This is a genomic window from Pontixanthobacter sp. CEM42, from assembly GCF_017812015.1.
Classification (GTDB): Bacteria; Pseudomonadota; Alphaproteobacteria; order Sphingomonadales; family Sphingomonadaceae; genus Pontixanthobacter.
In genome coordinates, this window is sequence record NZ_JADQTN010000001.1 from 222187 (window position 1) to 241556 (window position 19370).

General features: G+C 57.0%; 17 protein-coding genes. 10 read left to right on the plus strand and 7 right to left on the minus strand.

Annotated elements, in window-relative coordinates; all coding sequences use genetic code 11:
- Nucleotides 1-5 precede the first annotated feature (5 nt).
- Nucleotides 6-821, minus strand: a complete 816-nt coding sequence (locus J9777_RS00985) for a metallophosphoesterase family protein (RefSeq protein ID WP_209346943.1) — start codon at nt 819-821, stop codon at nt 6-8.
- 280 nt (nt 822-1101) lie between these two features.
- Here J9777_RS00985 and J9777_RS00990 point away from each other — a divergent pair, with 280 nt between their 5' ends.
- Complete coding sequence (locus tag J9777_RS00990) at nt 1102-1854, plus strand: TorF family putative porin (RefSeq protein ID WP_209346944.1); 753 nt, start codon at nt 1102-1104, stop codon at nt 1852-1854.
- A gap of 86 nt (nt 1855-1940) precedes the next feature.
- Here J9777_RS00990 and J9777_RS00995 read toward each other — a convergent pair whose 3' ends face one another.
- On the minus strand, nt 1941-2690 hold the full coding sequence (locus J9777_RS00995; RefSeq protein ID WP_209346945.1) for an SIMPL domain-containing protein: 750 nt from the start codon (nt 2688-2690) through the stop codon (nt 1941-1943).
- 109 nt (nt 2691-2799) lie between these two features.
- On the opposite strand from J9777_RS00995, the gene J9777_RS01000 reads away from it, so the two are divergent.
- Entirely contained in the window at nt 2800-3237 is a 438-nt protein-coding gene (locus tag J9777_RS01000; protein WP_209346946.1) for a VOC family protein, read from the plus strand.
- Nucleotides 3238-3243: 6 nt separating this feature from the next.
- Here J9777_RS01000 and nhaA read toward each other — a convergent pair whose 3' ends face one another.
- Nucleotides 3244-4458: a Na+/H+ antiporter NhaA gene (gene nhaA / locus J9777_RS01005; protein WP_209346947.1), complete on the minus strand. Its 1215-nt coding sequence runs from the start codon at nt 4456-4458 to the stop codon at nt 3244-3246.
- 102 nt (nt 4459-4560) lie between these two features.
- Between nhaA and J9777_RS01010 the strand changes: the two genes are divergently transcribed.
- The 5 genes from J9777_RS01010 to J9777_RS01030 all read left to right on the plus strand — a co-directional run bounded on the left by J9777_RS01010 (nt 4561) and on the right by J9777_RS01030 (nt 10666).
- Nucleotides 4561-5958, plus strand: coding sequence for a glycosyl transferase family protein (locus tag J9777_RS01010; protein WP_209346948.1), 1398 nt, complete (start codon nt 4561-4563; stop codon nt 5956-5958).
- Nucleotides 5955-7076 (plus strand): hypothetical protein, encoded by a 1122-nt coding sequence (locus J9777_RS01015; protein ID WP_209346949.1) that lies wholly within the window; start codon nt 5955-5957, stop codon nt 7074-7076. The genes J9777_RS01010 and J9777_RS01015 overlap by 4 nt, the downstream gene beginning before the upstream one ends.
- 46 nt (nt 7077-7122) lie before the next feature.
- Entirely contained in the window at nt 7123-8037 is a 915-nt protein-coding gene (locus J9777_RS01020) for a sulfite exporter TauE/SafE family protein (protein ID WP_209346950.1), read from the plus strand.
- A complete protein-coding gene (locus J9777_RS01025; RefSeq protein ID WP_209346951.1) occupies nt 8034-8789 on the plus strand; it encodes a TIGR02186 family protein in 756 nt (251 codons plus the stop codon). The genes J9777_RS01020 and J9777_RS01025 overlap by 4 nt, the downstream gene beginning before the upstream one ends.
- Before the next feature lie 110 nt (nt 8790-8899).
- Nucleotides 8900-10666: an ATP-binding protein gene (locus J9777_RS01030; RefSeq protein ID WP_245228462.1), complete on the plus strand. Its 1767-nt coding sequence runs from the start codon at nt 8900-8902 to the stop codon at nt 10664-10666.
- Nucleotides 10667-10671: 5 nt separating this feature from the next.
- Here J9777_RS01030 and J9777_RS01035 read toward each other — a convergent pair whose 3' ends face one another.
- The 3 genes from J9777_RS01035 to J9777_RS01045 all read right to left on the minus strand — a co-directional run bounded on the left by J9777_RS01035 (nt 10672) and on the right by J9777_RS01045 (nt 13220).
- The gene (locus J9777_RS01035) at nt 10672-11442 is read right to left on the minus strand and encodes a hypothetical protein (RefSeq protein ID WP_209346952.1); all 771 of its coding nucleotides are present in this window, start codon (nt 11440-11442) and stop codon (nt 10672-10674) included.
- Entirely contained in the window at nt 11442-12176 is a 735-nt protein-coding gene (locus J9777_RS01040) for a 7-carboxy-7-deazaguanine synthase QueE (RefSeq protein WP_209346953.1), read from the minus strand. The genes J9777_RS01035 and J9777_RS01040 overlap by 1 nt, the downstream gene beginning before the upstream one ends.
- Nucleotides 12177-12404: 228 nt before the next feature.
- Entirely contained in the window at nt 12405-13220 is an 816-nt protein-coding gene (locus J9777_RS01045; protein WP_209346954.1) for a M90 family metallopeptidase, read from the minus strand.
- Between the two features lie 120 nt (nt 13221-13340).
- Here J9777_RS01045 and J9777_RS14615 point away from each other — a divergent pair, with 120 nt between their 5' ends.
- Nucleotides 13341-14423, plus strand: coding sequence for a DUF2807 domain-containing protein (locus J9777_RS14615; RefSeq protein ID WP_280842168.1), 1083 nt, complete (start codon nt 13341-13343; stop codon nt 14421-14423).
- A gap of 105 nt (nt 14424-14528) precedes the next feature.
- Here J9777_RS14615 and J9777_RS01055 read toward each other — a convergent pair whose 3' ends face one another.
- Nucleotides 14529-17279 carry a valine--tRNA ligase gene (locus J9777_RS01055; RefSeq protein ID WP_209346955.1) on the minus strand — a complete coding sequence of 917 codons (2751 nt, stop codon included), beginning with the start codon at nt 17277-17279 and terminating at the stop codon, nt 14529-14531.
- A 91-nt stretch (nt 17280-17370) separates the two neighbouring features.
- Here J9777_RS01055 and J9777_RS01060 point away from each other — a divergent pair, with 91 nt between their 5' ends.
- Both J9777_RS01060 and J9777_RS01065 read left to right on the plus strand, forming a co-directional pair.
- Nucleotides 17371-18483, plus strand: a complete 1113-nt coding sequence (locus J9777_RS01060; RefSeq protein WP_209346956.1) for an ABC transporter permease — start codon at nt 17371-17373, stop codon at nt 18481-18483.
- Nucleotides 18483-19361 carry an ABC transporter ATP-binding protein gene (locus J9777_RS01065; protein WP_209346957.1) on the plus strand — a complete coding sequence of 293 codons (879 nt, stop codon included), beginning with the start codon at nt 18483-18485 and terminating at the stop codon, nt 19359-19361. Before J9777_RS01060 ends, J9777_RS01065 begins: the two co-directional genes overlap by 1 nt.
- Nucleotides 19362-19370 lie beyond the last annotated feature (9 nt).

The following is a 19370-nucleotide window of genomic DNA, read 5'->3' on the forward strand; positions in this document are numbered from 1 at the left end:
CATCATTAGCCCTCGTCTGTCGCCTGCAAATGGACGATCTTTGCACCGCCCTTTTTCTTTTTCTCGACCGCCTGAATGTAGCGGCGTGTGTCGCCTTCTAGGACGAGCGCGGTCAATGTGCCAAATTTGTAAGCGCCAGTGTCGATTCCGATACGGTTCTTACGCTCTTCAATCTCTTCAGTGATCGTATGCCCGTGAACCACGATATGTGAATGCCGATCCTTATGATCGAGAAATTTATCGCGAATCCAGCGAAGCTCGCGCGGTTTTTGATCATCCAGTGCGCGGTTAGGATTGATACCCGCATGGACGAACAGGTAATCGCCGACGATGATCATATCCTCGAAGCTCTTGAGGAATTTTCGGTCGCTCTTTGGAACCTTGTCGATCATCAGATTCTGCAACTCTTCGGTTGAAGAATTGTTGAACTGCTTCTCGCTCACGCCGTAACTCAAAATGGTTTCGCGTCCGCCATGCTTCAGGAAATGGCGCATGACTTCCAGATCATCGAAAGAGTCGAGAAACATCTCTTCATGATTGCCGAAGAGGTAGCGGATGGCGCGATACTCTTCCCACAGTTGTGCCAGTTGGATCACGCCCGCGCTGTGAGGGCCGCGATCAACCAGATCACCCAACAAGATGATTGTGGTTTCGGCTTCGCCCGATTGCTTGTCGTCTTCCTCAATAGCGCGCACCAAAGCGTCAAACAGATCAAGCCGACCATGAATGTCACCAATGACATACAGGCGCTCGCCGTCGGGTACGCAGGCGCGCTTCTTCTTGGCCTTGCCGTTAAAGATTTTGAGAATTGGTTTTAACATGGGGCCTTAGGCGAGGGTGTAAGCGTATCGTGTGATGCTGTGCGACATAGGGGCAGACGGGACAGGCTGCAATCGGTGTAATGGTGCGTATCGACGGCGCACCTGATGCAAAAAGTCCACACAAACGCTGACTTTCGCTGGACTCAGTTTAATTCTCTTGTGCGGCGCAGCATCACACGGCAAGTTTGTTTCAGATTTACACGAGATCGCACATCAAAAAGAGGCGGCCGGTAAATTGCAGGTGGGACGTAGCACTGTTCACCAACCAAGGAATTTGGCTATGCTTACGTCCATTCGCGGTCTTACCGCCGCAACTCTCGCAGCCTGTGCTGCACTTTCTTCGGTTCCTGCCTATGCGCAGGATGAGGAAGAAGAATCCGGTCCAATCGAAGTCACGGCCAATGTCGCCATGACCAGTGAATACCGTTTCCGCGGTGTCGATCTGTCTGGTGGCGAACTTGCCATCCAAGGCGGTGTCGATGTTGCACACGAATCGGGCTTTTACATCGGAACTTGGGCCTCCTCGCTTGATGAAACCACGGTCGGTTTCGGTAGCACCGAGCTCGATATTTATGGCGGCTGGAGCGGCGATGTCGCCGAAGGCGTGTCGATCGATGTTGGCGCAATCCAATACATCTATCCAGACGCTGGTCCAGGCGACTTCGACTATACCGAATTTTACGGTTCGGTCGGTTTCTCTTTCGGACCTGCTGAAGCGACTGTTGGTGCTGCCTATGCGCCAAAGCAGGATTCGCTTGGCGGAACCGACAACACCTACATCTACGCTGATCTTGGCGTTGGCCTTCCGGGCACACCCATCTCTCTGACCGGCCATGTCGGTTACACAGATGGTTTCCTGACATTCACCAACGACAGCAAAGCGTTTGACTGGTCGATTGGCGCAGAAGCGGCGATCCCTGACACACCTTTGTCACTGGGTATCGCATACACCGGGGCTGAGGGAGACATTCCCGTGGGCGCATATGACTTCGTCGACGATGCAGTAGTCTTCACACTCAGCGCCAGCTTCTAAGGCGCAAGCCTAAGCAGCTCCGGCTGAGTAAGTTAGAACCCGCGCTTTCAAGGGGGAAGCGCGGGTTCTTTTTATGTGGTGCAGGCTTAGTCGAGAGAGAAATCGACGGTCGTGACCACACGAACCTTTTTGTAGGGTGTGTCGCTGACACCCCATCCGCCGGATTCGCCATCGCGTGCATTGATCGAGAAATAGCCTTGCGTAGCCTTGCGGATTGATCCGACATCGGCGCCGCTGTCTTTAGCGAATTGTTCTGCGGCGGCTCGCGCATCTTTGGTCGCTTCGGCCACCATTTCGGGTTTGATCTCGTCCAGACCTGTGAAAGTGTAGGACATGCCTGAACCGTCCTCGAGCACGACGCCGCGCCGCACGAGTTCAACTTGCCGCTTTACCGCATCTTGCGCGCGCTCGATGTCTTTGGTGCGCAAAGTCATCCGCTGGCGGACGGTGTAACGACCTACGCCGCGATCCGAGTAGTAGGACACATTCACGCCGGTCGGTTGCAGAGCGTCTTCCGGAAAACCGATGTCTTTGAAGAAGGCTTTGATCGATTGGCTATCGGAGTCGACTGCGGATTGGGCGGCCTGAAGATCACCGGCAGTGGACGAGTATGAGATGGTCCACGTGGCCAGGTCGGCCAGCACTTCGCGCTCGTCCAAGCCGCGGACAGTCACCGAGCGGTCTGCATCCTTTGCGCGGACCAACCCATCTCCCAGCAGGAAACCGCCAGCGATCAGCCCGATGGATACAATCGCGGAACTGATCAGCCAGCGACGCGTCGTCTGTTCGCCCCAGAAAGAGGTGGCTTCGTGTGCCTGTTCGCTAGTATCGGTCATGACAGTCCTTCCGGTTGGGCCTTTCGGCGTAGAGCTTTAGTGATATTGCTCCTCTGACGAAATGCCGATGAACTGTGCTTGAATAGCGACGAATGGAGTTTGTAACGTAATGACGAAATATCTTCACAGCATGATCCGGGTCAGCGATCCCGATGCCACCGTCGATTTTTTCAAGCTGATTGGATTGGAGGAAGTGCGCCGCTTCGATGGCGAGGCAGGGCGCTTCACGCTAATCTTTCTCGCCGCGCCGGGCCAAGAAGGCGTGGCCGAGGTCGAGCTAACGTATAATTGGCCAACGGAAGATGGCAGCAAGCCCGAGCAATATGATGGCGGGCGCAATTTCGGCCACCTCGCTTACCGGGTCGATGATATTTATGGGACCTGTCAGCGGTTAATGGATGCTGGGGTTACGATCAATCGTCCGCCGCGTGACGGGCATATGGCTTTCGTTCGCTCACCCGACGGGATTTCCATAGAATTGCTTCAAGAAGGCAATCTGCCGCCGCAAGAACCGTGGGCGAGCATGGAAAACACCGGAAGCTGGTAGGCGCGGTTAAGCGGGGTCCGGATCGGCTGTATGGTCGTCCGGATGGGTGGTTGTCATACGCAAGATGACATATCCCATAATCGCCGAGATAACTGAGCCAGCAAGAATGCCGATCTTCGCCTCGTCAATCAGTTCGCGATAGTCGGGGAATGCCAGTTCGCCGATGAATAACGACATGGTGAAGCCAATACCGCATAGGATCGAGACACCCCAAATCTCTGCCCAGCTTGCGCCCTTGGGTGGTTTCGCAAAGCCGATCTTGGCGGCAACGAAGATCGTTGTGAAGATGCCCAATTGCTTTCCGAGCACCAGACCTGCAGCGACCGCGAGCGGGAGCGGCGCAAGCATGCCGTCCATCCCGATGCCGCCGAGATTGACACCAGCATTGGCGAAACCGAAGATCGGCACAATCGCATAGGCGCTCCAAGGCGCCAGCCCGTGCTCAAGTTTTTCAAGTAAGCTGTTGCCGTCTTTGCGGTGCATTGGAATGGTCAGCGCAGCAACCACACCCGCGATTGTCGCGTGTACGCCGGAGTTCAAAACGCAGAACCACAGGACCAATGCGACAAATATATAGGGCAAGATCCGGCTAACATGCAGCCTGTTCATCAGCATCATCACGCCGAGAACGACCAGCGATGCGACTACCCACATCAGCTTGATATTGGCGGTGTAGAACACTGCGATCACCATCACCGCGCCGATATCGTCAACGATGGCCACCGTTAGTAGGAACAGTCTTAGAGAAGCGGGTACGCGGCTGCCAAGCAACCCGAGCACGCCCATCGCAAAGGCAATATCTGTTGCGGCTGGAATGGCCCAACCGCGTGTCAACTGCGGATCACCGCCTGCAATCAGAATGTATATCCCAGCTGGGACGAGCATCCCAGCAACGGCTGCAAGCATAGGCAGCCGGCGCTGTTCTGGCGTGGCGAGCTGCCCGCAGATGATTTCCCGCTTCACTTCAAGCCCGACGACGAAGAAGAATATCGCCATCAAACCATCATTGATCCAATAATGGAGGGTGTCGAGCTTCCCGATCGGTGTCCAAGATAATTTGCCGTTAAACAGCGCGTTGTATTCGCCCGCCAGATCGGAATTTGCCGCGAGCATTGCCGCCGCTGCTACCAGGATCAGCAGAATGCCTGCCGAAGCGTCGCCAACGAACAGCGCACGCACAGGAGCAAAAACGGAGCGAATGGGTAATCTGTTATCGGCCATGGATAGTGCCCCATATTGGCAAATCATTGTCCGTTGCAAGCGCTGCCTGCGTCCGATACGCTGTTTTGTGATGGGGACCTCACTTTTGTAGGGGTCGGGGCATTGCTGGATTATACCGCATGGGAATGGCTCGTGCTGGTTCAACACGAACTTCTGCTGTTTGCAGGTGTGTTTTTCCTCATCGGCGCAATTGATGAATTGGGCATCGACTTGGCGTGGCTATGGCTGCGCCTGACGCGGCGCATTTCGACGCCAAGCTTTCCGGACGATGCAGACCTCACACCTGAGCTTCACGGGATCGGGGCTGTGTTTATTCCTGCTTGGCAAGAGTCGGCTGTGGTAGGAACAACGATTGCACATGCTTTGTCGGTTTGGCCGCAGCAGCAGTTGCGTATTTATGCTGGATGCTATCGCAATGATCCACAAACGATGGAGGCGGTTACCTGGGCAGCAAAGGGCGATCCGCGTGTCAGACTGGTCATCCATGACGCGGACGGTCCAAGCACCAAGGCAGATTGCCTGAACCGACTCTATGATGCGATGCGCGAAGATGAAGCACGCGGCGGAAGCCCGGCGCGGATGGTGATCTTGCATGATGCGGAGGACATGGTCGACCCGGCAGCGCTGGCTCTATTGGATCGCACAATGGATCATGCGGAACTTGTTCAATTGCCGGTCTTGCCGATCTCGGTCACAAACTCACGCTGGATATCCGGGCACTACCAAGAAGAATTCGCCGAAGCGCATGGGAAGGCGATGGTCGTTCGCGATGCGCTGCGCGCGGGAATGCCGCTGGCAGGCGTGGGCTGTGCCATTGCTCGCGGTGCTTTTGAGCAACTTGCCGCAGGCAAAGCTGGGCATCGACCTTTTGCTGCCGACTGTCTGACCGAGGACTATGAGCTCGGCATAGGCGCGGCCGATCTTGGGGCACGAGCGCGCTTCATTCGGATGCGCCACCGCGATGGTAGTCTGGTCGCGACGCGCGCTTGCTTTCCTGCCAAGCTCGACCAGGCGGTTCGGCAGAAAACACGCTGGGTGCACGGGATTGCGTTTCAAGGATGGGACAGGCTGGGTTGGTCGGGCCGTCCGGCGGAGTTGTGGATGCGGTTGCGCGACAGGCGAGGTCCGTTGCTCGCGCTGGTGCTTGCAGCGGCCTATTTGTTGCTGATCTTATCGGCGATCGGCTGGATGTTGAGTGAGTTCGGATACGGCCATACGTTAGAACTCTCATCCGCCTTGAAGATAATTTTGACGCTCAACCTCGCTAGCTTCTTATGGCGCGCCGCATGGCGCTTCGCATTCACTGCCCGAGAATATGGCTGGCGCGAGGGTGCGCGAGCCGTGCTGCGCATCCCGGTCGCTAATATTATCGCCATCATGGCCGGTCGGCGGGCCTTTTCCGCGTATATCGGAACGCTCGCAGGCCAATTGCCTCGGTGGGATAAGACCGAGCATTCGGCCCATCCGGCGATGATGCACCGTCAGGGTAAGACGGCATGACCAGCTCAGGGGCAGCGAATAAGCCGCGTCGGCGCGGGCAACCAATTGTGGTGTTTGGGGTGCTGATCCTGCTGTGGATCGGAGGGCGTACAATGATGTGGCAGTCGCCGCTGACGACGGACTGGCCGACCTTGGATTCGCCCAATGTGTTTGCGGAGGCTGGGGCACCCAATCAGGAACTGAGGACGAGCACGTCGAGCCCCGTTCTAACCAGCGCAGAGACCCACGCATCAAAGCCTCATTCAGTGAAGGAATTGCTGGCTTCCATAGATACACCGCCAGCCGAATTGACCAAGCGTTACCCCAGGCAGCCCGCAACTCTTGCCTCGCATCAAGCACTATGGATGGCGGCGCTCGCTTATGTTCCCGTTCCTGAACCCGTTGCCAGAATGTTAAACCAAAACGCGGCTCCGCGCGCCACAGCACCGTTAGGGAAGCTGTTGGAAACTGATCAATCCAATGTCAATCGCTGGTCGTTGGACGGGTGGCTGTTCTGGCGGCCCAGCTCGACACAGGCGCCTACAGCCGGACCTTTGCCAGCATCTTACGGCGGGAGCCAAGCCGGTGCTGTGCTCCGATATCAACTTGCTTCCAGCAGCCAGCGCAGACCCAGTGCCTATATCCGCGCAACCACTGCGCTATCGGGTGGCCGAGATAGTGACCTGGCCGCAGGCCTGTCTGCACGCGTCTTTCCCAAAGTACCCGTCTCGACCCATGCCGAGATGCGCGTCAGTCGAAGTGCAAACCGTACTGAATATCGCCCGGCTGCGTTTATGGTGACCGAAATTTCGCCACTGGAGGCGCCGTTTGGAGTTCGAGTGTCAACCTATGCTCAAGCTGGCTATGTCGGCGGTGACTTTGCGACCCCTTTCGTAGATGGGCAGGCAAAGATCGACCGTGAAGTTGTCAATTTCGACTTAGCAAAGATCCGCGTCGGCGCTGGCACTTGGGGCGGCGCGCAGAAGGGGGCAGCCCGTCTGGATATCGGTCCCACCGCCAGCATTGATGTCTCAATAGGCGACGTGCCCGCACGTGTCTCTATGGACTATCGTCACCGCGTAGCTGGTGATGCTGTGCCACAGTCTGGACTCGCAATTACACTTTCGACCGGTTTCTAGCGCGACTCGCCTTTAATCCGGCGCTTGCGTGGGGTAGGGCGATGGCATGGACATCTACCTCCCCATTGCGAATCTCGCGGTCAACGGGCTGGTAATTGTCGGACTAGGTTTGCTGACCGGAGTCCTGTCTGGCCTGTTTGGTGTTGGTGGAGGGTTCCTAACAACGCCGCTTTTGATCTTTTACGGAGTACCACCAACGGTCGCCGCAGCGTCCGCATCGACACAGGTTACCGGTGCAAGCGTTTCGGGCGTGCTCGCGCATAACAAGCGTAAGGGGGTCGACTACAAGCTGGGCGGAGTGACCGTAGTCGGCGGAGTATTCGGTGCCGGAATCGGCGCCTTGCTGTTCCGCTTCCTTGAATCCGTTGGCCAGATCGATGTGGTGATTAACGTTCTCTATGTTGTAATGCTGGGCACCATTGGCTCGTTGATGGCGAAAGAGGCTTACGAAGCTATTCGTCCATCTGCGGTGAAGGAGGCCAAGAAAGCCCCCAAGAGGCGTCACCACCCGCTCGTTACTGCTCTGCCGTTGCGTTGGCGGTTTTATCGTTCGGGCCTGTACATCTCCCCGCTTGCGCCGCTGATCCTCGGTGTATTTGTGGGTATCCTAACGATGCTGATGGGCGTTGGCGGTGGGTTCATCATGGTGCCTGCGATGCTTTACATTCTCGGCATGAGCGCGGGCGTTGTGGTCGGAACTTCGCTATTCAACATCCTGTTCGTCACTATGGCAACTACGATGATGCATGCACTGACCACGCAAGCGGTCGATATTGTGCTTGCGGCTTTCTTGCTGATCGGATCAGTTACCGGGGCGCAAATGGGCACTCAGATTGCGCAGAAGGTAAAGCCTGAATGGCTGCGCATGGTGCTGGCCGCCATCGTACTGGTTGTAGCGCTGCGCATGTTCCTCGGCCTGACTTACGAGCCGCCCGAGATTTATTCGGTGACCGCGCTATGAGGCGGATCCTCTTCCTCATCATGTGCTTCGTGGCACTAAGCGCTCAGCGCGATCCGATCCTTGTCCCCGAAGTATCGCAGCACGAAGTGCAAGTGCGGCAAGGCTTTACCGGCACCGAGCTGTTGCTGTTCGGCGCGATCCTTGATCCTAGCGGTGCAAGGGCTGGTCAGGATTACGATATCGTTGTGGTTCTCAAAGGCCCGACCCAACCGATCCAGTTGCGAGAGAAGGAACGGATCGCAGGGATTTGGATGAATGCAGACAGCACCGCGTTCCGCTCTGCGCCATCCTTCTTTGCCGTATCCTCTTCAGCACCGATCCCAGATATCGTCGATGAACGCACAGCAGCGATTTACGAGCTTGGTCTCGATTTTATCCAGCTATCTCCGAGCGGCACGATTGAGCCGGAGGAACAAGCGCGATTTACTGCTGGATTGGTGGATTTGCGGCAACGTCAGGGACTCTACAAAGAAGGTAGCGGAGGTGTAACGATCAGCGAGCAAGTCCTGTATCAAGCCCGCATCTCGCTCCCGTCCAATGTGCAGATCGGTACCTACACCGCAGAGACATTTGCAATCGCTGACGGCCGGGTGATCGCATCGGCCATTAGCGAAGTTGAAGTGAAGAAAGTGGGCTTCGAGCGGCTGGTAGAGGAGTTCTCGCAGGACTGGTCCTTTATGTACGGCCTGCTGGCGATTGCCTTTTCTATCTTCATGGGGTGGATGGCTGGCCGGTTATTTGCTCTGATCTAACCGCGTTCTGACACTTTGCTTCCTGTGGTCGTCAATGAGCACAGTTGACGCGAAATTAACCTATTTCGGAGTAGCGCATTCCTAACCAAAACTAGGAAACGGGCGCTGACATGGGCGATATGGGGAATCAGAATTTTCGACGGCCGCAAGCCGAACCGGTGCAGGCTGCGCAAGCGAAGCCTGCCGCTGTGGCTCCTGCTGGTCAGCCAGCAGCCGCTCAACAGCCCCAGAAAAAGGCGCCCGCTGCGTCGGCGCCGCAAAAGGGTTCGTTGGATAATGCCAGTCAGCCGATAGGTGTGGTGCTGGAAATTTCCGGCGCGGGTTCGCAAATCGCCATCGATATCGAACGGCTGAACCAATGCATGGCGGATGATGATCCTTCGATCGCACTCGCTGGCCAAGTGGGTAGCCAGATCAAAATTAGGGTTGGTGATAGCTGGTTGCTGGCCAATGTTCGCAATCAGAAGCAAGATCGCCGGGCTGGCGGCGGCGTCCTCGCCAACATCGATTTTCTCGGTGAAGGACAGGAAGAGAAACTGACCGGCCGCATCCACGCATTCCGCCGCGGTGTTACCCGCTATCCCGTACCCGGCGCGATGATCTATCCGGCAACCACTTCCGACCTCAAACAAATCTATGCCAGCGATGGCCGCGCCAATATCCAGATCGGCACTGTCTATCCAACCAAGGATATCCGCGCCGGCATGTATATCGACGCGATGTTGGGCAAGCACTTTGCGCTGCTCGGGTCGACCGGTACCGGTAAATCGACCAGCGCCGCATTGATCCTGCATCGGATTTGCGAAGCTGCGCCTGACGGCCATATCGTGATGATCGATCCGCATGGCGAGTACTCGGCGGCGTTTAAGACGAACGGCCAGATTCTCGATGTGAGCAACCTGAATCTGCCATATTGGCTGCTCAACTTTGAAGAACATTGCGAAGTTTTGCTGACCTCGGACGGCAATGAGCGTCAGGTCGATATGGACATTCTGGCGCGCTGCCTGCTGAAAGCCCGTGCCAAAAACCGTCTTGCTGAGAACCTTGGCAAGATCACCGTTGATTCGCCGATACCCTATCTACTGTCCGACCTTTCCAACGAAATCCAGAATGAGATGGGCAAGCTCGACAAGGCGACATCATCTGCTCCGTTCATGCGGATCAAGAATAAGCTCGAAGAGATCAAGAGCGATCCGCGTTACCAATTCATGTTCTCGGGCATGCTCGTGGGTGACACGATGGCCGAATTTATCGGCAAAGTGTTCCGCATGCCGGGCGAAGGTAAGCCGATCTCGATCATCGACGTTTCGGGCGTTCCTTCCGATATTACTTCGACCGTTGTCGCAGTTCTCAGCCGTCTTGTGTTTGACTTTGCGATCTGGGGCCGTGACGAAAAAACGCGTCCGATCCTGCTCGTTTGCGAGGAAGCTCACCGCTACGTTCCGAACGAGGCAAATGCCGATGGTTCATCGGTCGGCTCGATCCTGAGCCGGATCGCGAAAGAGGGCCGAAAATACGGAATTTCGCTTGGTTTGATTACCCAGCGGCCATCCGATTTGGCGGAAGGCGTGCTATCGCAATGCGGTACTATCATCTCGATGCGTCTCAACAATGACCGCGACCAAGCCTTCGTGAAAGCTGCAATGCCTGAGGGTGCGCGCGGTTTCCTCGATTCCATTCCCGCACTTCGCAACCGCGAATGTATTGTCTGCGGTGAAGGTGTGGCCATTCCGATCCGCGTGAGCTTCGACAATCTCGAAGAGGTCAAACGACCGGCGTCTGAAGATCCGAGCTTCGTGGATCTGTGGACGGGCACTGGCGGCGAGGAAGAGGCGGTCTACCGCACTGTCCAACGCTGGCGCGCTCAAGGCGTCTAGTTACCTCACCACGCGAGCAAACTTCCCGTTAGGAGGGCTCTGCGCGCGTCCGGTTGCTTTTCCATTGATCGCAGCATCTGCAGCATGCTGTCGCACTGCTCGGCAGAACTGAGAGTGGCGGGATCACCATTCTCAAACAGCACCGCGATCTGCATATCGCTGGCACCTTCGGCTCGCATCGTGTCGGAGAGTGACGCGATATCGCGGGGTGTAGCTTTCATGCGCAATTGTTGATCCGCACGGCCTGCAGCCATTGCTTGAACCCGCGCCGCGGCCGCTTCGCCCATTAATTGATTGCTTTCCGGTGAGAGGGGATCGGTCGGAATCAACGTGCCGAACAGATAGTCTGCGCAATAGACGGGTTCTTCGGTGCGCAATGCCTCGAGAAGTTTGCGCTCGGCGGTCAAAACGGCATCCAGCGACTGTTGCGGCGCCAAAGCAAAATCTGTGCGATGGCTGGCCATAAATTGGGCAAGCTGCGCGCTACCGGCCTGACTTACGGCGTCTGGAGACGCGTCACGCTGAGCGACATAGGTCATTGCCTCGAGCAACTCGTCATATTGGAGCGGAAAGTAATCTTCCATCGCGCGCAGCAATGCGAGATCACCTGGGCGCTCCTCCAGTACCTCGACGATCTGGTTTTCCACTTGTTTGGCTGGATTAAAGTACTCTTCGACGCCGCCTGCCCAGACAAACCGCGCGACTAGCGAGAGCGCGATAAGCCCAACCACAAAGCTAATCTTTTGCGCAGGTGATGTGTCGGAAATATAGCTCATCAGGTCCCCCTTGTGTCGCCGAATAGATGAATATGCAGGCGGTCGGACATCCTGAAACCGTGCTCCAGGCAGCTTTGTGTAAGCCATTTCTCGCGCGTACGCAGGGTTTCGCTGTCCGTGCCCTCGGGCATTAGGAACACGCGTTTTTTGGGTAGAGCATGCGCTCGCACCAATTCTGCGACTTCAGCCACATCATCTTCACTTGCCACGACAAATTTGAAATAGGCCCGCTCGTCCAGCGAATAACTGCGCAGTCGTTCCGGGATCAGTGCCAGTTCTGCGGCATTGCCGCTATGCGCCAGTTTCGGGCTGACATTGTATTGATCGATCCGGATATCGAGCCGGGGCGGGGCGGTGGTAGTTCCGTTGGTTTCCACTTCCACGGTCAAGTCCGGTAGCAACTCCAACAATTCCGCGAGCGGTCCGGCTTGCATCAGTGGTTCGCCGCCGGTGATGATTAGGCGGTTTTGGCCGAGTGCAGTGATCCGTTCTGCAACATCCGCGACGTCTAAAGTGACTTGATTGGCTTTGCGGTCGAAGGTTTCGCCGTCGCGGTGCGCGCGCGCATCTCCGTCAAAATGCCACGTATAGGCCGTATCGCACCAGACGCAGGCCAGATTGCAGCGGGACAAGCGGATGAATGTGCAAGGCGCACCCATGCTTGGCCCTTCGCCTTGGACCGAAGCGAAGATTTCAGGCTCGTCGGGGGCTTGAGTGGCGAGGACTAGCGGCATGGCTTACCCCGAAAAGCGGACAAAGGTGACACCGTGTCACTTTCGTGTTGTGGAAATAAATCACACAATATCAGTAGATTACGCGCAGTCAGGTTCACCGGACGGACAGGGAAGCGCGGCCCCTTTTGCAAGTTTGATTGCCAAATCATCTCCGCGCCTTGCCATGTTTCGGGTGAGTAGGAAAATAGCCGTTGTCATCTTTCGAGGGGATTCGATAGCTTAGCGTATTCACGCCCATGTCGCCGGATCCAGCGCGAGCAACTCTGCCAATTGGGCATACAGCGCGGGTTCTTCGCGGCGCAGAGCCTGCGGCCTCTCAAAGAAAGTGACAATCGCTTCGGCGAAGAATTCTTCGTGGTTGGTCGCGCCATATGGGTCGATCAAGGTGTACTCCCCGCGCTCGAGCCGGTCCACGTGATCATGATATGCGTCGAGCATCGCCGTTTCCCATCCGGCATAGGCTTGCCCTTTACGCAGGATAGGAATGCCATCGGTGTGTCCGGACAGCCCGTCCAACTGATGCGCAAATTCATGAATCACAACGTTGTGCCCATCCTCAGCATCAAGCCCGCCATGCAGCGCATGGTCCCACGAAAGGATGACCGGCCCACGCGCCCAGCTTTCGCCAAGCGTCGCATGATTGTTATCGTGGACGAGATGGCCGTCATGCGTCCCGCGATGCGTGAGGAAGGCGGACGGGTAGATCAGCACGTTTCTGAGCGTATTATACCAAGCCGGACTGTTGACGATCAGGAGGCAGGCCTGCGCAGCGATGGAAAGCCGCATTTCGTCACTGACTTCCAGATCATTCTGGCCCCTGAAAGTGATCTGATCGAGGAACAGGTTCATCTTCCCTTCCAGTGTGAGCCGCAGGGGCTCGGGCATCCGTCTTACAAGCGGCACTAACCTCTCAACCACCGCACGCTGTTCGGGCGAGAGCGGTGTCGCCAAAAGCGCCCTGCGCTTCCGCAAACGCGCGTAGCGGCGATACAACAGAAACGCGACGATGAGCAACGGTATGGCAAGGGCGATCCAAGGTGTCATGTTCTACAAGTAGGTTCGATCATATTGCATTGATATAGTGGTGGCGCCGAGTTTTAGAATGGGGACTTTCCGCTGGCGGCTCAATTGCAGACCTTTTGATTTTCTGGAATAATCACATCGATGAGAGTCGACGGCCTTGAAAAACTAACTCCACGGCAGAAGGAGATTTTGCGCCTTCTTCTTGGGGGCTTCGATACGAAATCGGTTGCGCGCGAACTGGACATTTCGGTCCACACCGTGACCGAGCATCTGCGTGAAGCGCGGCGTCATCTGGGCGTTTCGAGCAGTCGGGAAGCTGCGCGAATCCTCGGACAGGCGGAGGCGACACCCCCAGATAATATGGGACCCAGCACTATTGGGGTGGTTGAACCGACAGCAGGATCTAACCCTTCTAGGCAATCCAGCACGCATTGGCGGCTGGTGTACCTTGGAGCATTGATGATGATCTTTCTCACAACTGCCGCTATCGCCCTTACACTTTCTGGCGACGAAACGCGTAAGCAGGATGTCGAAACGGCATCCGACGCGGCTTCAGCGTCCACGGGGGAGCGCGATCCCAAACACTTTCCAGTCGTCACCATACCTGTCGATGAGTTCGACAAGCTGGAGGTTACAGGCGCATTTAAAGTGAGCGTTTTTGTGAGCGATAGTCCAAACCGGGTTGCGCTGGTCGGGCCCCGCTCGATGACTTCCGACGTGATCGCAACGGTCGATGACGGAATTCTCACGATCCGCTTTCGTGAAGGCGCAGAACGGAGTTGGAATCCAGGGGCGGGCGTGAACGTCTCCGTTTCAACGCCGAACCTGTCATCCGTAAGTATCGACGGACCGACGCTGACCGAAATCAACGGGCCGAAGGGCGATAGTTTCACCGCAACGACGCAAGCGGCAGGGTCCATCGAAATTACCAGGCTCGATGTCGGCAAGGTCGCGTTGGCGACGAAAGGAGCGGGGGGCATATCGGTGGGCGGATCGGCCCGTGAGGCGAGCTACACGACCGGAGGTGCCGGTTCGATCGACGCAAAACGGCTGCACGCGACGAACGCGAAGATGACGGTCGGGGGTGCAGGCTCGATCTATGCCGATGTGTCTGGCGAGTCTGAGATTTCGCTTCGTCAGCCCCGGGGCGGACGTGTCGAAGTCGTTGGAGGCGGGACATGTACCTCGCAGCCTGCCAATTCGGACCGTATCGATTGCAGGTGAGGACTTGGGAAGCCGTCCGCTCACACACTCCCAATCCCGGCTTTTCAAAGCCACAATTGGCTCGTCTGACAGCAGACGCGCGATGCGCGAGTGCGGAATTGAAACCTATCCCAACCGTTCCAGCGCAGCCTTCAACCGGTCGACTTCGGCGCTGTGATGCGCGTGGTCAGCTTTGGCTTTTTCCACCGCTTCGGGTTTGGCGCGTTCGACGAAGTTTGCATTGCCTAGGCGGCCTTCGAGAGACTTCACTTCCTTTGCGGAAGCTTCCAGCGTTTTGGTCAGGCGTGCTTTCTCGGCGTCAATATCGACCAGACCTTCGAGCGGAATTACCAGCGTATCGGTGCCAGCACCGATCTGCATCGCGGCGCCATCGGGTGCTGGTGACGTGTGGATCGTGGTGATGCGCGCGAGGCGCTCGATAGCGGCTGCGTTGCGCGAAATTGCGTCAGCGGCAAGCGCACTTGGCTCTGAACAATAGGCTTCGAGCTTCTGGCCGGGAGGAATGCCGAGTTCGTTCTTCGCGCCGCGCACCGCGCTGGTCAGACCGATCAACCATTCGACTTCGGCTTTCGCGTCCGCATCAACGCCAGCATCAAACTCTGGCCATTTCGCGGTTATGATCGGATAGTTCGCTCGGTCGCCCTGTGCGTTCCACAGCTCCTCGGTGACGAAGGGCATGAAGGGGTGGAGCATCACCAGAATTTGGTCGAGCACCCATCCGGCAACTTGGAGAGTTTCTTCTTTCGGATCACCAAGTAGCTCATTTGCCCCCGCTCGCATCTGAAGCGTAGGTTTAGCAAGCTCGATGTACCAGTCGCAGAATGTGTCCCATGTGAAGTGGTAGATGATGTTCGCCGCCGCATCGAAGCGCAGATCGGCCATTGCCGCATCTAGCTTGCCCAGCGTTTCGGCGACTTCACCGATGATCCATTTGTTGACCGCGCTGGTCGCTGCGGGCGCTTCCAGAGTAGTCGATGCGGTGATGCCGTTGGTTTGGCAGAAGCGTGTCGCGTTCCACAGTTTGGTTGCGAAATTGCGGTATCCTTTGACCCGCTCGTCATCCATTTTGATGTCGCGGCCCTGGCTTTCCATCGCCGCCATAAAGAAGCGCAGTGCATCCGCGCCATATTGATCGATAAGGCCGAGCGGATCGACGACATTGCCCTTCGACTTGGACATTTTGGAGCCGTCTGCCGCGCGGACGAGGCCGTGCAGATAGAGCCGCTTCCACGGCGCTTGATCGGTCAGATGCATCCCCTGCATCGCCATCCGCGCATCCCAGAAGAACAGGATATCGAACCCGCTGATAAGTAGATCGTTGGGGTAGTGCTTTTCATAGAGCGGCGCGTTCTCGTCGGGCCAACCGAGTGTGGCAAAGGGCCACAATCCGGAGGAGAACCAGGTGTCGAGGACGTCGCTATCGCGCGTAAGTTCAACGCCTGCGCCTGCCTGCGCCTGCGCCTCTTCTTCGGTCATAGCGACGTAGCATTTACCGTCATCATCGAACCAAGCCGGTATCCGGTGGCCCCACCACAATTGGCGTGAGATGCACCACGGTTGGATATTCTCCATCCAGTGGAAGAAGGTTTTTTCCCAACTTTGCGGGATGATTTCGATATCGCCGTCGCGGACGGCTTTCATCGGCGCGACAGCCAATTTCTCCGCGTCGACATACCATTGGTCGGTCAGCCAAGGCTCGATCACCACGCCGCCGCGATCACCGAATGGGGTCGCGATGGTACGCGGTTCGGAATCGAGTTCGACTTCCTCACCCTTTTTGGTCTTGGTGATGTGCGGAATCAGGCTGTCGAGTTCCTTCAGACGCTGCACAACCAGCTCGCGCGCGCCATCGACGCCATCTCGCTTGAAGCGGTGCAGGCCGAGGAATTCATCGGGCACCAAGCCATCAGCAGTCTGACAGACATTCGCCTCACCATCGAGCATGTTGAGCATATCGCCCGCAGCAATGCCGGCGCGCTTGCCGACTTCGAAGTCGTTGAAGTCGTGACCGGGAGTGATCTTCACCGCACCCGAACCCAATTCAGGGTCGGCGTGTTCGTCCTCGACAATTTTCACACGGCGACCGGTTATCGGCAGGACAACTTCTTTGCCGACGACCGAGGCGTAGCGCTCGTCAGTCGGATGGACCGCAACCGCCATATCGGCGAGCATTGTTTCGGGCCGCGTGGTCGCAACCTCGATATAATCGCGGCCATCATCGAGCGTAACGCCGTCCGCGAGCGGGTATTTGAAGTGCCAGAACTGGCCTTTCAAATCCTGAGTCTCGACTTCCAGATCGGAAATCGCGGTTTTCAGCTTCGGGTCCCAATTGACCAAGCGCTTATCGCGGTAAATGAGGTCCTTATTATACAGGTCTACGAATACTTTGAGGACGGCATCGCTGAAATGCGGGTCCATTGTGAATTGCTCGCGACTCCAGTCCATGGAGCAACCGAGGCGGCGCAGCTGGCCGGTAATCGTACCGCCGCTTTCCTCTTTCCACTCCCAGACTTTGTCGACGAATTCCTCGCGCGTGTAATTGGTGCGCTTGTCCTGCCGTTCTTCCATCTGGCGTTCGACGACCATCTGTGTCGCGATGCCCGCATGATCCATCCCGACCACCCACAGCGCATCCTTACCGCGCAGACGTTCATAGCGCACGACAATGTCCTGCAGCGTGTTGTCGAGCGCGTGACCGATATGCAGCGAACCCGTGACGTTTGGCGGCGGATTCACGATGGTGAAAGGCTGCGCGTCAGGGCGCTCAGGCCGGAACAGGCCGTTCTCTTCCCAATGCTGGTACCAGCGCGCTTCGATGGAAGCGGGATCGAATGTCTTTGAAAGTTCGGTTGTCATATCAAAAACGCCTTTGCCAGCGCCTTTCGCGGTAAGCAACTGGCACTTGGCGGCTTGTAGTGTGGGAGTTTTCACCGCATAGCTTTGCACTATGGATGATGGGGCAGAATTTTCCCTCGAGGAAATTGACGGAGGCGGCACGCGATTGGTGCTCTCTGGCCCTTATCTTGTTTCAACTATTGGAGAAATCGAGCGCGACTTGCGTGATTTGGGTGAGGGGATAACCCAGATTGATCTAAGCGCGGTGCATCCGATCGACACCGTTGGCGCGTGGATAGCCTGCCGTATCGCAGATGATCACGAGGCCGAAATTGTCGGTGCGGATGGGCGTGCCCAGCGGCTGCTTGATGCGGTCGAATCGCTGGGTGAGACCGACAGTCAGAAAGCGGATGAACAACCGCTTTGGGCTTGGCTACCCGAGCATGCCGGCCGTCTGACGCGCAATGCGGGTTGGGGCATTGTTGGCGTGGTCGGGTTTCTTGGACAGATTTTGCAGGCCGCCGGCGGCCTGATAGCAAACCCTAGCCGGTTTCGCGGCAAGGCGCTGATCCGCCAGTTTGAGCTGGTAGGTATTACGGCGCTGCCTATCGTTGGCCTGATGAGTTTTCTGATCGGAATTGTGATCGCACAACAGGGGGCTGTGCAGTTGGCGCAGTTTGGCGCGGAGACGCTGACGGTCAATTTGGTCGGGCGGATTACCCTGCGCGAATTGGGTGTCCTTATGACCGCAATTATGGTTGCGGGCCGCTCGGGATCTGCTTTCGCTGCGCAGCTAGGCACAATGAAATTGACCGAGGAAATCGATGCGATGCGGACCATCGGTATCTCACCGATGGAAGCGCTTGTCATTCCGCGCATTCTCGCTGCCACCTTTATGATGATCTTGCTCGGTTTCTATGCCGCAGTGATGGCGATTATCGGCGGCGCTGTGGTGGCGGATGTGTCGCTGGGCATTCCGTTCTGGACATTCCTGGAGCGGATCAAGGATGTGGTGCCGACTTACGATCTGTGGGTTGGCCTGATCAAAGCGCCGGTCTTCGGACTGATTATTGGGCTTGCGGGCTGCTATCACGGGATGCAGGTCAAGGGCGATTCTGAGCAAGTCGGGCGGCGCACCACCATGGCGGTGGTTTCTGCAATCTTCGCCGTGATCGTGCTCGATGCGTTCTTTGCAGTGTTTTTCACCGAAATCGGGTGGGGCTGATGTCAGACGATCAGTGCCCTGAAGACGCGCAGGATTTCATGCAGGATGATTTTCCGATTGTAGTCGAAGGACTCGCCAATCGGTTTGGCGAACAGTCGGTCCACGAGGACTTGTCGCTGGAAGTGCGGCAGGGCGAAATTCTCGGCGTGGTCGGCGGATCAGGTACCGGTAAATCGGTTCTGATGCGCTCGATCATTGGCCTTCAGCGCCCGAGTGAGGGGCAAATCAGGGTCTTCGGTCAATCGATAACCGATGCGGAGCCGGACGAAGCGATCGGTGTCCGCTGCCGTTGGGGTGTGTTGTTCCAGGGAGGAGCGCTGTTCTCCACGCTGACGGTCGGCGAAAACGTCCAAGTACCTCTGAAGCAGTTTTATCCCGAACTTGGGCCGAAGCTGATGGAAGATATCGCCCGCTACAAGGTGATGCTCTCGGGCTTGCCGGAAGAGGCGGCTGATAAATATCCGTCCGAATTGTCAGGCGGCATGAAGAAGCGTGCTGGCTTGGCGCGGGCATTGGCGCTCGATCCCGAGCTGTTGTTTCTGGACGAGCCAACAGCAGGTCTCGATCCGATTGGTGCGGCGCGATTTGACCAACTGACCAAGGAACTGAAAGAGACACTCGGTCTGACCGTGTTCTTGATCACCCACGATCTCGATACGCTGTACGAGATTTGCGACCGGGTCGCGGTGCTGGCCGATAGGCAGGTGGTCGCGGTCGGCACGATTCCCGAATTGCTCGAAACTGGGCATCCGTGGATCGAGGAATATTTCAACGGGCCGCGCGGGCGCGCCGCACAGGCCAGCCAAGCGCGCGACGAGCGCCGCAAAGCGAAAAGCGCGTCGCGATCAATGGACAAGCCGCATCAAGGCAAGGCATAAGGCCGGAAG